9 protein-coding genes are annotated in these 15,221 nt (G+C 72.4%); 8 read left to right on the top strand and 1 reads right to left on the bottom strand.

Annotated elements, in window-relative coordinates; genetic code table 11:
* Nucleotides 1–275: 275 nt before the first annotated feature.
* The 6 genes from E5082_RS15160 (at nucleotide 276) to mfd (ending at nucleotide 12,389) form a co-directional block, all read left to right on the top strand.
* Nucleotides 276–1,277 carry an SMI1/KNR4 family protein gene (locus tag E5082_RS15160; protein ID WP_135791780.1) on the top strand — a complete coding sequence of 334 codons (1,002 nt, stop codon included), beginning with the start codon at nucleotides 276–278 and terminating at the stop codon, nucleotides 1,275–1,277.
* 10 nt (nucleotides 1,278–1,287) lie between these two features.
* Nucleotides 1,288–3,663, top strand: coding sequence for an SUKH-4 family immunity protein (locus E5082_RS15155; protein WP_135791779.1), 2,376 nt, complete (start codon nucleotides 1,288–1,290; stop codon nucleotides 3,661–3,663).
* A gap of 183 nt (nucleotides 3,664–3,846) precedes the next feature.
* On the top strand, nucleotides 3,847–4,710 hold the full coding sequence (locus tag E5082_RS15150) for a cellulose-binding protein (protein ID WP_135791778.1): 864 nt from the start codon (nucleotides 3,847–3,849) through the stop codon (nucleotides 4,708–4,710).
* A gap of 414 nt (nucleotides 4,711–5,124) precedes the next feature.
* Nucleotides 5,125–5,913, top strand: a complete 789-nt coding sequence (locus tag E5082_RS15145; RefSeq protein ID WP_135791777.1) for an ABC transporter ATP-binding protein — start codon at nucleotides 5,125–5,127, stop codon at nucleotides 5,911–5,913.
* A complete protein-coding gene (locus E5082_RS15140) occupies nucleotides 5,910–8,489 on the top strand; it encodes an ABC transporter permease (RefSeq protein WP_135791776.1) in 2,580 nt (859 codons plus the stop codon). The genes E5082_RS15145 and E5082_RS15140 overlap by 4 nt, the downstream gene beginning before the upstream one ends.
* Nucleotides 8,490–8,855: 366 nt before the next feature.
* The gene (gene mfd / locus E5082_RS15135) at nucleotides 8,856–12,389 is read left to right on the top strand and encodes a transcription-repair coupling factor (RefSeq protein ID WP_135791775.1); all 3,534 of its coding nucleotides are present in this window, start codon (nucleotides 8,856–8,858) and stop codon (nucleotides 12,387–12,389) included.
* A 113-nt stretch (nucleotides 12,390–12,502) separates the two neighbouring features.
* Here the strand turns inward: mfd and E5082_RS15130 are convergent, their stop codons facing one another.
* Nucleotides 12,503–13,096, bottom strand: coding sequence for a TetR/AcrR family transcriptional regulator (locus E5082_RS15130; RefSeq protein ID WP_135791774.1), 594 nt, complete (start codon nucleotides 13,094–13,096; stop codon nucleotides 12,503–12,505).
* A 114-nt stretch (nucleotides 13,097–13,210) separates the two neighbouring features.
* Here E5082_RS15130 and E5082_RS15125 point away from each other — a divergent pair, with 114 nt between their 5' ends.
* The gene (locus E5082_RS15125; RefSeq protein WP_135791773.1) at nucleotides 13,211–14,095 is read left to right on the top strand and encodes an SCO6745 family protein; all 885 of its coding nucleotides are present in this window, start codon (nucleotides 13,211–13,213) and stop codon (nucleotides 14,093–14,095) included.
* Nucleotides 14,096–14,249: 154 nt separating this feature from the next.
* Nucleotides 14,250–14,966 (top strand): HNH endonuclease family protein, encoded by a 717-nt coding sequence (locus E5082_RS15120; protein WP_229918913.1) that lies wholly within the window; start codon nucleotides 14,250–14,252, stop codon nucleotides 14,964–14,966.
* Nucleotides 14,967–15,221 lie beyond the last annotated feature (255 nt).

The following is a 15,221-nucleotide window of genomic DNA, read 5'->3' as shown; positions in this document are numbered from 1 at the left end:
CGGCTGCGGAAGCTGGGGCGGTGCGACACGCTGGGGCGGGACTCCACCGTCACGTGCGGTGACGGTTGGTCACACAACTGACGGGCTCTCGCGGGGGTGTTCGAGAGGGTGGGGCGGAGGGCCGGGGTCCGGTGGGCCGGTGACCGGCACACGTGTACCGCATAGGCTGTCGGCACCGCGCCGGGGCGCGGGCAAGGGCGTCGGTGACGTTGAAGACAGTCGGATACGGGTCGGGGCGTCTTGGCTCGTACAGAGTGCCGCAGGGGGCAACCGCCATGACGACAGGTCGGCTCGGGCAGGAAGCCGCGCCGCCGAACGCGGCCTATGCCGGGCAGGTCGTGCACTTCCCGGACCCGGTGCGGGCGGCCCGCCATCCGCGCGGGGTGCGGATCGACGAGCACGGTCATCCCGACTTCGCGCCGTACGCGCGCGCGGCGGCCGAGATCGCGGAGCCTCCGGAGGGGTTCGGCGTCGACGAACTACGGCTCACGGACTACGTGTCGGCGAACGCGGTGCTCGCGGCGTCGGGGCACGAGCTGTGGGACACGGTGCCGGAGGTGGCGACGCCGCACGGCTGGACGTGGCACCACGTGGCGAACTCCCGGCGGCTCGAGCTGATCCCGGTGGAGGTGAAGGCGCTGCTGCGGCACCACGGCGGGGTGGCGACGGCGGCGGTGGACCACGCCAAGCGCGGCACCCGTCCGCTGAACGAGACGCGTCCGGCGCACTTCGCGCTCCCCAAGTCCGGGGTCGCGGTGACGGAGTCGCAGGTGCAGGGTGTCGAGGAGGACCTCGGCTACCGGCTGCCCGGCGCCTACCGGTCGTTCCTGAAGGCGGCAGGCGGCTGCGCCCCGGTGGGCGCCGCGCTCGACGCCGAACTGGGCCTGCTGCTGGACCAGCCGTTCTTCACGGTCCGCGACGAGGCGGCGGTCAACGACCTGGTGTACGTGAACAAGTGCCTGCGCGACCACCTGACCAAGGACTACCTGGGCGTCGCGTTCGTCCAGGGCGGTCTGCTCGCGGTGAAGGTGAAGGGCGAGCGGGCCGGTTCGGTGTGGTTCTGCGCGTACGACGACGTACGGGACACCGACCCGTCGTGGTCGGCGGCGGAGCGCGTGGAGCGGCTGCTGCTGCCCTGCGGGGACGACTTCGACGCGTTCCTGTCCCGGCTGGCCGGTGATCCGCCGGAGCTGGACACGGTGGCGAGTCTGATGGTGGACGGCGGCTTCGCGCACGCCGTCCCGGTGTCCGCGGCGCCGGCGCCGGCGGGGGAGTGAGGTCCGGGTCATGGTGACGTTTGCGCGCGCGCAGGAGCGCGGCGAGGAGTGGATCAACGGGGACGTCCCGGCGTACCAGCACCGGGAGGTGCGGGTGCGGGAGTTCGACCTCGGGTTCGTGGTGTGGGGCGAGGACCGTGCCGACGGCCCGCGTTCCGACGCGGGCGGCCAGCGGCTGGTCATCGCGCGGGACAGCGGCGAGGCCACGCTGTGGCCCGCGCTGCCGGTGGGCGAGCTCGTCCGCCGGTACGAGGAGCTGTACGGCCGCCCCGACGACGTCGAGGACGCGGTGCCGGTGCCGCCCGCCGCGCGGGTGGACCTCAACCAGACGTCGTTCCTGCTGAGTCCGCCGGAGTGGCTGCAGGAGGCGGCGGACAAGCTGGGCATCCCGGACCGGCGTGCGGGTGCTGACACCGGGTCCGGTCAGGGTGCGCCCTCGGTCCCGGCCCAGGGTTCTTCCCCCGGGCTCGCCCGGACGCAGGCCGGCATCCCCGTCGCCGCCCCGGACACCGGGGCCGCCTGGCCCGCCGCCAAGGGCGACACGGAGGAGGAGCGCCGGGACGGCGACACCCCGTGGGCCGGTACGGACACCAACGGCGACGGCGAGGACCGTTCGGTGCCGCTGCCCGCGACGGTGTTCGCGCCGCCGGTGCACGACGGCCCCCCGCCCCCGCCCGCCGCCGCGCCGGACGCCAAGACGGCCCTGATGTCGGGCGGCAGCCAGCTCCCGCCCACGGCGGTCGCGCCCGCGGTGGACGACGCCAGGACGCCTGCCCAGGGCACCGGTACGCCTCCGGCTCCGGCCCGGCCGCTGCCGCCGCACGCCGGGGACATCGCCGACGCCGCCACCAGCAAGGCCGCCCCGCCGCCCCGCAAGCCGCGCGGCGGTCCGGGTGCCCTTCCGCACCCGCCGGGCGCCCCCGGCACTCCGGGCGCGCAGCCGGGCGGGGGCGCCGAGGGGTACGTACCGACGCAGCTGGTGTCCTCGCTCGACAGCCCCTCCGGGCCGGAGGGGGCGCCGCAGCCGCCGAACGCCCCGGCCCCGCCCCGGCCCGCCGGAGCGCCCGGTGCCGTGCACCACGCGGAGACCGTGCTGTCCCCGCCGTCGCCCGGCGGCCCCGGCGTGCCCCCGCCGCCGTCCGCCCCCGGCACGCCCCCCGCCCCCGGCACCCAGCCGACGGCCGGGATACCGCCCGTGCCCGGTATGCCGCCCGGCCCGCCGCCCGCGCCGCAGCCGATGCCGCACGCGGGTCCGCCGCCGCAGGGCGCGCCCCTGCCGCCGCCCGGTGCCATGCCCCCGCCGGGAGCGATGCCGCCCCCGGCCGGTGCCATGCCGCCCCCCGGCGCGATGCCTCCGCAGGCCGCGCCGATGCCGGGGCAGCCGGGCGCGTACGGGTTTCCGCAGCAGGGGCAGCCCATGGTCGGGCCCGGCTACCAGGCGGTGCTGCGCTACCGCGCCCACGACGGCTCGGAGCAGCAGCTCATCCGGCGTTCGGCGCCGGGCACCCCGCACCCGGAGTGGCAGATCTTCCACGAGCTGCGCGCGATGAACGTGCCGCCGGACCAGGTGCTGGAGCTGCACACCGAGCTGGAGTCCTGTGAACTGCCGGGCGCGTACTGCGCGCGGATGATCCGGGAGCAGTGGCCGCAGGCACGGATCGCGTCCATCGCGCCGTACGGCACGGACCACGCGAGCCGGCAGGAGGGCATGCGGGAGCTGCTGGCCCATCAGGGCGAGCTGCACCAGGTCGCGGACGGTCCCGCGCGGCCCGCGCCGGTGCGGGCGCCGCTGCCGCCGGTGCCGCCCGTGCCGCCGATCCCGCCGGAGGGCGTCGCGCAGGAGCTGGCCGCGGTGTTCGGTCCTGGCGTCTACCGGTTCGAGCAGCAGGCGGTGGCCCGGCAGGGTGTGCCGCCGGTCGTCGCGCACACCCTGGTGGTGGCCGGACTCCCGCTGGACATGGGCCCGTTCTTCTGGGCGCAGGCCCAGCCGGGCCGTCCGGTGCCGACGCTGGCCGAGCTGGCGGCCGAGCGCGGGGTGGCCCCGGCCTCGGACGCGGGGTCCTACCTGGTGATGGGCACGGACTTCGGCAAGGCGATCTGCGTGCAGTACGGCACCGCGAACATCGTGGCCGTGCCGGTGGAGAGCGGGCCGGGCGGGGCGCCGGTGCCGCCGCAGTTCGTCAACTCCGGGCTGCCCGAGTTCGCCCGCTGCCTGGCCCTGCTGGGCCGGATGTGGCGGCTGCGGTACGGCCTGAACCAGGAGCAGGCGGCCCGCTGGACCGTCGACTTCCAGGCCCAGTTGGCCGCCCTGGACCCGGCCGCGCTGGCGTCGCCGGAGAGCTGGTGGTCGGTGCTGCTGGAGCAGATGTGGGACGGCCTGCTCTAGCGGACACCGCCGCTCACACACAGGGCCCTTCACCGGTTCGGGTGAAGGGCCCTTTGGCGTTTCCTGCCCACTTCCGGCCAAGTCCTGTCCGCGGAGTGTCGCGTTATGGACAGATGTGACCCGACCGGCAGGATATGCGGGAAATCGTCCTGTCGGGTAGGTCCGGCGGAGAGGGGTCAGAAGGTGAGCGGTACGGCGAGGACACCGCGCGGCTACCGTCCCGACCAGGTCGACGCGTACCTGGCGGCGCTCTCCCGCGACCGGGACGCCGCCTGGGAGCGCGCGGCCCGGCTGACCGTGCTGGCCGGGCGGCTGGAGACCGAGGCCGCGCGCCTGCGGGAGACGGCCGCGGGGCTGGCCCCGCAGGAGTACGGCACCCTCGGCGAGCGCGCCCGGTACGCCTTCGGGCTGCTCCGGGAGGAGGCCCGCGCGGTGCGCGAGGCGGCCCACGAGGAGGCCCGGCACGAGGTGGCACGGGCCGAACAGGACGCGGCCGGTGTCGAACGGGCCGCGCGGGAGGCGGCGCGGGCACGGCGCGCCGAGGCCGAGGAGGAGGCCGCGCGGCTGCTGCTCGCGGCGCGTGCCGAGGCGGACCGGATCCGGGTGGGCGCCCGGCGCGAGGTGCGGGAACTGCGCGGCCGGGCCCTCGCGGTCCTGCGCGAGGCGCGCGCCCATGCCGCCGCGCTGCCCGGCGTACTGGAGACCGAACGGGCGGAGCGCCGGGCGGCGGCCGAACGCGCGGACGCCGAGCGGGAGTCGGCAGCGAAGGCGAGCCTCGCCGAGCGGACCGCCCGCGCGGAGGCCGGACTCGCGGCCGCCGGACGGGCGCTGGAGGAGGCGGCCGTGCGGGCGCGGCACTGCCAGGACGAGGCACGCGCGCGTGCCGCCGAGATCCTCGCCGGGGCCCGCCTCCACACGGAGCGCACCGCCCGCGAGACCGAGCGCGTCCTGCGCGAACACGGCGACACCTGGGACGACGTACAGGCCCAGACCAGCCGCGTACGCGACCGCCTGACCGAGCTGACGGGGCGGGCCGCCGCGAGGTGACCCGGGGTCATGTCGGGGTGCCCGTAGGGGGGGTGGGTTGACCCTGACGCGGCGTAAGGGTGGAGGCTGACCGGGGTCGGGGGTGGACACGACCCTGAGAAGTGCTCCACCCGTCGGTGGAGCACCCCTAGGGGTATCTCCGTACAAGGGCTCGGGGAGGGTTCGTTCCCGCGGAGGACGAGGGCGGGCGTGCCTCGTCCTTAGTCTGTCCTTATGCCGCCAGGGGGGCGGTCGGCCGGACCCCGGGGGGTAGGGATTTCCCCCCGGGAAACGGGGGTTCGCACCAGCGTGCGGCACCCCCCGCCACGGCCAGACTTCAGGCGTAGCGCACGGACGTACCGGCCCGCACCACTGAACCCACGCATCGCACCGCGATCCAGGGTGCCCGCGATCGACCCGCATAGGAGAAATACCGTGACATCGGCTGTGACCATTCCCAGGCACGGGGGTACTGGAGGGCCTACGGCCGTCGCCGCACGAGCGCGGCAGGTCGTGAAGGCCTACGGGGCCGGGGAGACCCGCGTCGTCGCCCTCGACCACGTCGACGTGGACATCGCCCGCGGCCAGTTCACCGCGATCATGGGCCCCTCCGGGTCCGGCAAGTCCACCCTGATGCACTGCCTCGCCGGTCTGGACACCGTGACCAGCGGTCAGATCTACCTGGACGAGACCGAGATCACCGGCCTCAAGGACAAGAAGCTCACCCGGCTGCGCCGCGACCGGATCGGCTTCATCTTCCAGGCGTTCAACCTGCTGCCGACGCTGAACGCGCTGGAGAACATCACGCTGCCCATGGACATCGCGGGCCGCAAGCCGGACAAGGCGTGGCTGGACCGGGTCGTGGAGACCGTGGGACTCAAGGACCGGCTCAGGCACCGGCCCACCCAGCTCTCCGGCGGCCAGCAGCAGCGCGTCGCCGTGGCCCGCGCGCTCGCCGCCCGCCCCGAGATCATCTTCGGTGACGAGCCGACCGGAAACCTCGACTCCCGCGCCGGCGCCGAGGTCCTCGGCTTCCTGCGCCGCTCGGTGGACGAGCTGGGCCAGACCATCGTCATGGTCACCCACGACCCCGTCGCCGCCTCCTACGCGGACCGCGTGCTCTACCTGGCCGACGGCCGGATCGTGGACGAGATGCTCAAGCCCACGGCCGAGCAGGTCCTGGACCGGATGAAGGACTTCGACGCGCGGGGGCGCACATCATGACCGTCCTGAAGACCTCGCTGCGCAACTTCCTCGCGCACAAGGGCCGGATGGCGCTCTCCGCGATCGCGGTCCTGCTCTCGGTGGCGTTCGTCTGCGGCACCCTGGTGTTCACCGACACCATGAACACCACCTTCGACAAGCTCTTCCAGGTGACGTCCTCCGACGTCACGGTGAGCCCCAAGGGCGCCTCCGACACCGGGGAGACCACCTCCGACACCGGCAAGCCGCCGGTGCTTCCCGCCGCGGTCGTCGGAAAGATCGAGCGGGCACCGGGCGTGAAGTCGGCCGAGGGCACCGTCTTCTCCACCTCGGTCACCGTGGTCGACGGCGACAAGGAGAAGCTGTCGCCCACCAGCGGCGCCCCGACCATCGTCGGCAACTGGAACGCCAACGACGCCCGCACCATGAAGATCACCACCGGCGCGGCGCCCCGGGGGTCCGGCCAGATCATGGTCGACGCCGACACCGCGAAGAAGCACCAGCTGAAGCTCGGCGACGACATCGGGGTCATCACCGCTGTCGGCACGCACCAGGCGCGCGTGTCCGGCATCGCCACCTTCACCGTCACCAACCCCGGCGCGGCGATCTTCTACCTGGACACCAAGACCGCCCAGCAGGCCCTGGTGGGCCGCACCGGCGTCTTCACCAACGTCAACGTCACCGCCGACCGGGGCGTCACCGACGCCCGCCTCAAGCGGGACGTGAGCACCGCGCTCGGCACCGGCTACAAGGTGCAGACGGCCAAGGAGGTCGCCGACGCCAACCAGCAGGACGTGAAGAGCTTCCTCGACGTCATGCGGTACGCGATGCTCGGCTTCGCCGGGATCGCCTTCCTGGTCGGCATCTTCCTGATCATCAACACCTTCTCGATGCTGGTGGCCCAGCGCACCCGCGAGATCGGCCTGATGCGGGCCATCGGCTCCTCCCGCCGCCAGGTCAACCGGTCGGTGCTGATCGAGGCCCTGCTGCTCGGCGTCGTCGGCTCCGTGCTCGGCGTGGGCGCCGGGGTCGGGATCGCCGTCGGCCTGATGAAGCTCATGGGCCAGATAGGCATGCACCTGTCCACGGACGACCTGACGGTCGCCTGGACCACCCCGGTCGCCGGTGTGGTGCTCGGCGTCGTCGTCACCGTCCTCGCCGCCTATCTGCCGGCCCGCCGCGCGGGCAAGATCTCCCCGATGGCCGCCCTGCGCGACGCCGGGGCCCCGGCCGACGCCCGGGCCGGCGTGATCCGCGCGGTCATCGGCCTGGTCCTCACCGGCGCCGGCGCCGCGAGCCTGGCCGCGGCCGCCGCCAGTGACCACGCCACGACCGGCTCGGCCTGGCTGGGCCTCGGCATCGTGCTCTCCCTGATCGGCTTCGTCGTGATCGGCCCGCTGCTCGCCTCCGGCGTGGTCCGTGTCCTCGGCGCGATCGTCCTCAGGGTCTTCGGCCCCGTCGGCCGCATGGCCGAGCGCAACGCGCTGCGCAACCCGCGCCGCACCGGCGCGACCGGCGCCGCCCTGATGATCGGCCTCGCCCTGGTGGCCTGCCTGTCCGTGGTCGGCTCGTCCATGGTGGCCTCCGCCACCGACCAGCTCGACAAGACGGTGGGCGCGGACTTCATCGTCCAGAACGACAACGGCTCCGTCATCACCCCGCAGGCCGTCGACGCCCTCAAGGGCACGCCGGGCCTGCAGCGGGTCACCGAGTACAAGGTTCTCCCGGTGACCATGACCACGCCGGACGGCAAGGTCTCCAAGAACGAGTCCCTCAACGCCGCCGACCCCAGCTACGCCGAGGACCTGCGCACCAAGACCGTCCAGGGCGACCTCGCCGACGCCTACGGCGCCGACTCCATGTCCGTCTTCGCCGGCTTCGCCAAGGACCACGGCATCAAGCTGGGCTCCCGGGTCGACGTCGCCTTCAAGGGCGGCCGCACCGCGGAGCTGACGGTCCGCGCGATCACCAGTGACGAGGTCGTGGTCGACAAGGGCGCCATGTACGTCTCCATCGCCACCGCGAAGAAGTACGTACCGGCCGACAGGATGCCGCTCGACCTGCTCCTCTTCGCCACCGCCAAGGAAGGTCAGCAGGACGCCGCGTACAAGGCGCTGAAGGCGTCCCTGCACGACTACCCGCAGTACACCGTCCGCGACCAGACCGACTACAAGCAGGCCCTGAAGGACCAGATCGGCCAGCTCCTCAACCTGATCTACGGCCTGCTGGCCCTGGCCATCATCGTCGCCGTCCTCGGCGTCGTGAACACCCTCGCCCTCTCGGTGGTGGAACGCACCCGCGAGATCGGCCTCATGCGAGCCATCGGCCTCTCCCGCCGCCAGCTCCGCCGCATGATCCGCCTGGAGTCGGTGGTGATCGCCCTCTTCGGCGCGCTGCTCGGCCTGGGCCTGGGCATGGGCTGGGGCGCCACCGCCCAGAAGCTGCTCGCCCTCCAGGGGCTGAAGGTCCTGGACATTCCCTGGCCGACGATCATCACCGTCTTCGTCGCCTCCGCCTTCGTGGGCCTGTTCGCGGCTCTGATCCCGGCGTTCAGGGCGGGGCGGATGAATGTGCTGAGCGCCATCGCCACGGAGTAGGGGGGAGTGGCGGGGGCCGGTGCCGGGAGCTCGGGAGCTCCCGGCACCGGCGTGTCCGGGGTGGCGTGTGTGTCCGGGCAGCTCCGGGAACGTGCCCGCCCACCCGACGAGACGTCCGCCTCACAGCCAACCGAGACCGACCGAGACGCCCGCCTCTCAGCCAACAGAGACGGTGGGCTGGGTGGGAAATCGGGGGTCCAGGGGGCAGAGCCCCCTGGTACGCCGACTGCAGCACAGCCCCCAGGAAGCAGACGTTGTCCACAGCCCCCGCCAAGCCGTAGCGCAGCGTCGTACGCTGGAAGACCCCCGGCCCGTACGACGAGTCGGGCGATTCGCGTTCCCACCCCCAGGACGGAAAGCCCCTCCATGAGCCTGCACGGTCTGCTCGACGCCGTCGTCAAGGACCCCGCCCTCGCAGAAGCGATCACCGCGGCCACGGACGGCAACCGCCCCCACATCGACCTCGTAGGCCCCCCGGCGGCCCGGCCCCTGGCGATCGCCGCCCTCGCCCGCGACACCGCCCGGCCGGTGCTCGCCGTGACCGCGACGGGCCGCGAGGCGGAGGACCTGGCGGCGGCCCTCCGCTCGCTGCTGCCCCCTGAGGGCGTGGTGGAGTACCCCTCCTGGGAAACCCTCCCGCACGAACGCCTCAGTCCCCGCAGCGACACCGTCGGCCGCCGTCTGGCCGTACTGCGCCGCCTGTCCCACCCCCGCCCCGACGACCCCGAGACCGGCCCCGTCTCCGTCGTCGTCGCCCCCGTGCGCTCCGTACTCCAGCCGCAGGTCAAGGGCCTGGGCGACCTGGAACCCGTCTCCCTGCGCACCGGCCAGACCGCCGACCTGAACGAGATCGTGGAAGCCCTCGCCGCCGCGGCGTACGCGCGCGTGGAGCTGGTCGAGAAGCGCGGCGAGTTCGCCGTACGCGGCGGCATCCTGGACGTGTTCCCGCCCACCGAGGAACACCCCCTGCGTATCGAGTTCTGGGGCGACGAGGTAGAGGAGATCCGCTACTTCAAGGTGGCCGACCAGCGCTCCCTGGAGGTCGCCGACCACGGCCTGTGGGCCCCGCCCTGCCGCGAACTGCTCCTCACCGACGACGTACGTGCCCGCGCCCGTGCCCTCGCCGAGGAGCACCCCGAGCTGGGCGAACTGCTCGGCAAGATCGCCGAGGGCATCGCGGTCGAGGGCGTGGAGTCCCTCGCCCCCGTCCTCGTGGACGACATGGAGCTGCTCCTCGACGTGCTCCCGAAGAACGCGATGGCCGTGGTCTGCGACCCGGAGCGGGTCCGTACCCGCGCCTCCGACCTCGTCGCCACCTCCCAGGAGTTCCTCCAGGCGTCCTGGGCGGCCAGCGCGGGCGGCGGCGAGGCGCCCATCGACATCGGCGCGGCCTCCCTGTGGTCCATCGCGGACGTACGGGACCGCGCGCGCGAGCTGGACATGATGTGGTGGTCCGTCTCGCCGTTCGCCGCCGACGAGGAGCTGGGCGGCGACACCCTCAAGCTCGGCATGCGCGCCCCCGAGACCTACCGCGGTGACACCGCCCGCGCCCTCGCCGACACCAAGGGCTGGCTCTCCGACGGCTGGCGCACGGTGTTCCTCACCGAGGGCCACGGCCCGGCCTCCCGCATCGTCGAGGTGCTCGGCGGCGAGGGCATCGCGGCCCGGCTGGACGCCGACCTCGACGAGCTGAGCCCGTCCGTCGTCCACGTCTCCTGCGGCTCGATCGACCACGGTTTCGTGGACCCGGCGCTCAAGCTGGCCGTCCTCACCGAGACGGACCTGACCGGGCAGAAGTCCGCCGGCCGCGAGGGCACCCGCATGCCCGTCCGCCGCCGCAAGGCCATCGACCCGCTCACCCTCGAATCGGGCGACTACATCGTCCACGAGCAGCACGGCGTGGGCCGCTACATCGAGATGGTCCAGCGCACCGTCCAGGGCGCCACCCGCGAGTACCTGGTCGTCGAGTACGCCCCCGCCAAGCGCGGCCAGCCCGGTGACCGGCTGTACATCCCCACCGACCAGCTGGAGCAGATCACCAAGTACGTCGGCGGCGAGGCCCCCACCCTGCACCGCCTGGGCGGCGCCGACTGGACGAAGACCAAGGCACGCGCCAAGAAGGCGGTCAAGGAGATCGCCGCCGACCTGATCCGGCTCTACAGCGCCCGCATGGCCGCCCCCGGCCACGCCTTCGGCGGCGACACCCCCTGGCAGCGCGAGCTGGAGGACGCCTTCCCGTACGCGGAGACCCCGGACCAGCTCACCACCATCGCCGAGGTCAAGGAGGACATGGAGAAGTCCGTCCCCATGGACCGCCTGATCTGCGGCGACGTCGGCTACGGCAAGACCGAGATCGCCGTCCGCGCCGCCTTCAAGGCCGTCCAGGACGGCAAGCAGGTCGCCGTCCTGGTGCCCACCACCCTGCTGGTGCAGCAGCACTTCGGTACGTTCTCCGAGCGGTACTCCCAGTTCCCGGTCAATGTGCGCGCCCTGTCCCGCTTCCAGACCGAGACCGAGGCCAAGGCCGTCCTGGAAGGGCTCGGGGAGGGCTCGGTGGACATCGTCATCGGCACCCACCGGCTGTTCTCCTCCGAGACCAAGTTCAAGGACCTCGGCCTGGTCATCGTCGACGAGGAACAGCGCTTCGGCGTCGAGCACAAGGAACAGCTCAAGAAGCTGCGCGCCAACGTCGACGTCCTCACCATGTCCGCCACGCCCATCCCACGCACCCTGGAGATGGCGGTCACCGGCATCCGCGAGATGTCCACCATCACCACCCCGCCCGAGGAGCGCCACCCGGTCCTCACCTTCGTCGGCCCCTACGAGGAGCGGCAGATCGGCGCCGCCATCCGCCGCGAACTGCTCCGCGAGGGCCAGGTCTTCTACATCCACAACCGGGTCGAGTCCATCGACCGCGCGGCCGCCAAGCTCCGCGAGATCGTCCCCGAGGCGCGCATCGCCACGGCCCACGGCCAGATGTCCGAACAGGCCCTGGAACAGGTCGTGGTGGACTTCTGGGAGAAGAAGTTCGACGTCCTGGTCTCCACCACGATCGTGGAGTCCGGCATCGACATCTCCAACGCCAACACCCTGATCGTGGAGCGCGGCGACAACTTCGGCCTCTCCCAGCTGCACCAGCTGCGCGGCCGTGTCGGCCGCGGCCGCGAACGCGGGTACGCCTACTTCCTGTACCCGCCGGAGAAGCCGCTCACCGAGACCGCGCACGAACGGCTCGCCACCATCGCCCAGCACACCGAGATGGGCGCCGGCATGTATGTCGCCATGAAGGACCTGGAGATCCGCGGCGCGGGCAACCTGCTCGGCGGCGAGCAGTCCGGCCACATCGCGGGGGTCGGCTTCGACCTCTACATGCGCATGGTGGGCGAGGCCGTGGCCGACTACCGGCGCCAGCTGAAGACCGGCGAGATCGAGGAGGAAGCGCCGCTCGAGGTCAAGATCGAGCTGCCGGTCGACGCGCACGTGCCCCACGATTACGCGCCGGGCGAGCGGCTGCGCCTCCAGGCGTACCGTTCCATCGCCTCCGCCAACTCGGAGGAGGACATCAAGGCCGTCCGCGAGGAACTCACCGACCGCTACGGCAAGCTGCCCGAGCCGGTGGAGAACCTGCTGCTCGTCGCCGGTCTGCGCATGCTCGCGCGGGCCTGCGGGGTTGGCGAGATCGTCCTCCAGGGCCCCAACATCCGCTTCGCGCCGGTGGAGTTGCGCGAGTCGCAGGAGCTGCGGCTGAAGCGGCTGTACCCGGGCTCGGTCATCAAGCCGACCGCGCACCAGGTGCTGGTGCCGCGTCCCAAGACGGCCAAGGTCGGCGGCAAGCCGCTGGTGGGCCGGGAACTCCTGGGCTGGGTCGGGGAGTTCCTGGCGTCGATCCTGGGCTCCTGAGGCGGTTGGCTCCAGAGGGCACGGACTGGTCGAGAGGGCTGGGGGAGCGGTGGTTCTCCCGGCCCTCTCGGATGTCTGACTGCTGCCGGGGCTGCCCGGAGCCGGGCCCGCTGTCAGTCGGCCGCCGAGTGGAACAGCATCGCGGTGAGGGCGCGGAACGTGTCCTCGGGGTCCTCCTTTCCCAGCTGGTGGTCGAGGTTGTGGCCTAGGAGCAGCGTGGCGTAGCCGTGGGCCAGCGACCACGCGGCCATCCCGGCCAGCCGGGCGTCGGGGCCCCGCTCGCCGGGGTCGACGGTGGTGACGGCCTGGGTCAGCGCGTCACCGGCCAGGGCGCGGGCCGTGGTCAGTTCCAGGTCCTCGGCGCGCAGCAGCTCCGGGCTGAACATCACCTGGAAGTGCGCGGGGTGTTCGCGGGCGAAGCGGACGTACCGCACACCGGCCTCGCGCAGGCCGGGAGCCTCCCGCAGGGCGTCCGCGAGCAGGCCGAACCCCTCGGCGGCTATCGCGGTGAGCAGTCCGGTGCGGTCCTTGAAATGGTGCGCGGGCGCCGCGTGCGAGACCCCGGCGCGGCGGGCGAGGTCGCGCAGGCTCAGCGCGCCGGGTCCTTCGGCGGCGATGACGTCGAGCGCGGCGGACAGCACGGCCCGCCGCAGGTCGCCGTGGTGGTACGTCCGCCGGTCGGTGGACGTGGAGTTCGAGGGGCTCATGGCACCAGAATACGCGGAATCTAGTCATTGACAAGTTCTTTCGGCTCCGGCAATCTAGTCAGTGTCAAGTCGAAGGCGGCCGGCCGACGGTCGCGTCCGGGGGAGGAGACCGGCATGTCCGGGAAGACACTGGAAGCGGTGGAGACGGCCCGCGTACGCCAGCTCTGGCACCTGCTGGAGCCGTTCCACGCTCTGCTCTACTACGCACCCGAGGTGGAAGAGGAGATGGCCGCCCTCGGGTACGGCACCGAGGACCGCTGGCCCACGTATTTCCCTTTGCGCGCCGCTCCCTTGGGAGAGGCTGGCGCCGAGCGTGTGGCCTCCGCCTTCTACAGCTTCAGCCCGCGCATGGTCGCCCGGCACATGGAGGGGGCGTGGGGCATCGCCGGGCCCCGGGAAGTGCTGGCGGCCCGTCTGCGGGGCATCGACCGCGCCTACCGCGCCATACTCGGCGCCGCTGTCGAAGGGCCGAGTCTGGCCGAAGCCGCCGCCCTGGCCCGCCGTGCGGCGGAGTCGGCCGGCGCCGAGGGCCGCCCCCTCGCGGCGGCCAACGTCGAACTCCCGTGGCCCGAGGCCCCGCACCTCCAGCTGTGGCACGCGGCCACGATCCTGCGGGAGCACCGCGGCGACGGCCACCTGGCCGCCCTGCTCGTCGCCGGACTCGATCCCGTGGAATCCCTGGTGTCCTTCGCGGCGATAGGCGCCGCGTCCGTGGAGCGCTTCGAAAGCCGGGGCTGGAGCCGCGAGGAATGGGCGGCCGCCCGCGAACGCCTGTCGGCACGCGGCCTGTTGGAGCCGGACGGTACGGCCACGCGGGAGGGCCGCGCCCTGCGCCGCCGCGTCGAGGAGCACACCGACCGCCTGGCCGCCGCCCCGTGGCAGTCCCTCGGCCGGGCGGACGCCGACCGCCTGGGCGACCTCCTCGGCGACCACTGGGTCGCGGTCCTCTCCTCCGGCCTGCTGCCTTCCGAATCGACACTGGGGATAGGCAAGGTCTGAGCAAGGCGCACGGACCGGCCGACGCTCAGGGCCCCGAATAACCTTGTACACCCCTTCTGCTCCTCTCCATCAAGCGCGGCGTGGCCGTTACGGTGGAGGGCGGATCTCTCCGCCCGCGTCCGCGGACGGACCAGGGCGTACGAGGGGGACGCACGTGAAGCGTCTGTGGGGCGGGGCTGTCACCGCCATGGCCGTGATGACCGCCGTGACGGGCTGCAAGGCCGAAGAAGTCAACGGCTCGTCCGGCGCGGAACCGACGGGTGCCAGGGGCGCCGCCCTGAATGCCGTCGACCAACTGGACGTCAAGGGCCGGGCGCCGAAGACCGGTTACTCCCGTGAGCGCTTCGGCAGCGCCTGGGCCGACACCGACTCCAACTCCTGCGACACCCGTGACGACATCCTCAAACGCGACCTGAAGGAGGTGAAGTTCAGTGGAGGCAAGTGCAAGGTCACCTTCGGCGTACTGGAGCCCGACCCGTACTCCGGCAAGACGGTCACCTACCGGCGCGGCCGCAGCCTGGTCGACATCGACCATGTCGTCGCCCTCTCGGACGCCTGGCAGAAGGGCGCCAAGTACTGGGACAGCAGCAAGCGCATAGCCCTCGCCAACGACCCGCTGAACCTCATCGCGGTCGACGCGAGCACCAACCGCGGCAAGGGCGACGGCGACACCGCTAGCTGGGTCCCCCCGCAGAAGAAGTACCGCTGCACCTACGTCGCCGCCCAGGTCGCCGTGAAGAGGAAGTACGACCTCTGGGTCACCTCGGCCGAGAAGTCCGCGATGAAGAAGATCCTCACCTCCTGCCCCGCCCAGAAACTCCCCACGGGCGGCAACCCCACCAACGCCCCGTCCCGCTTCCGGGCCCGCTAGGACCGTTCGTCATCACCACAGGCTCATTCGTGTGTTGGTTTGGCCTGCACTCGATCATGTGACGGCAAAGACGTTCACAAGCAGCAAAGGAGTTTTTATCGACAAACCGGTCTGGTTGAGCAAGGGCCATTCAAGGACTTCGCAAGATCACCCCTCGCGCCTGTCCGCAGGGTGTTCACAACGGCAAGATTAGTGGGCTTATCTGTCGCTTACTGATCGCTGAAGTCGCACCCGTGCCTACCAGGCCACTCAGTA

This window comes from Streptomyces griseoluteus, assembly GCF_004784465.1.
GTDB classification, from domain to species: domain Bacteria; phylum Actinomycetota; class Actinomycetes; order Streptomycetales; family Streptomycetaceae; genus Streptomyces; species Streptomyces griseoluteus.
Note: the sequence above shows the minus strand (reverse complement) of the source record. Positions and strands in the feature narration are given on the sequence as shown.

Coding starts and splice junctions, on each gene's coding strand:
- mfd (WP_135791775.1), top strand. CDS start 8,856: ATGAGCCTGCACGGTCTGCTCGACGCCGTCGTCAAGGACCCCGCCCTC.
- E5082_RS15140 (WP_135791776.1), top strand. CDS start 5,910: ATGACCGTCCTGAAGACCTCGCTGCGCAACTTCCTCGCGCACAAGGGC.
- E5082_RS15155 (WP_135791779.1), top strand. CDS start 1,288: ATGGTGACGTTTGCGCGCGCGCAGGAGCGCGGCGAGGAGTGGATCAAC.
- E5082_RS15130 (WP_135791774.1), bottom strand. CDS start 13,096: ATGAGCCCCTCGAACTCCACGTCCACCGACCGGCGGACGTACCACCAC.
- E5082_RS15160 (WP_135791780.1), top strand. CDS start 276: ATGACGACAGGTCGGCTCGGGCAGGAAGCCGCGCCGCCGAACGCGGCC.
- E5082_RS15125 (WP_135791773.1), top strand. CDS start 13,211: ATGTCCGGGAAGACACTGGAAGCGGTGGAGACGGCCCGCGTACGCCAG.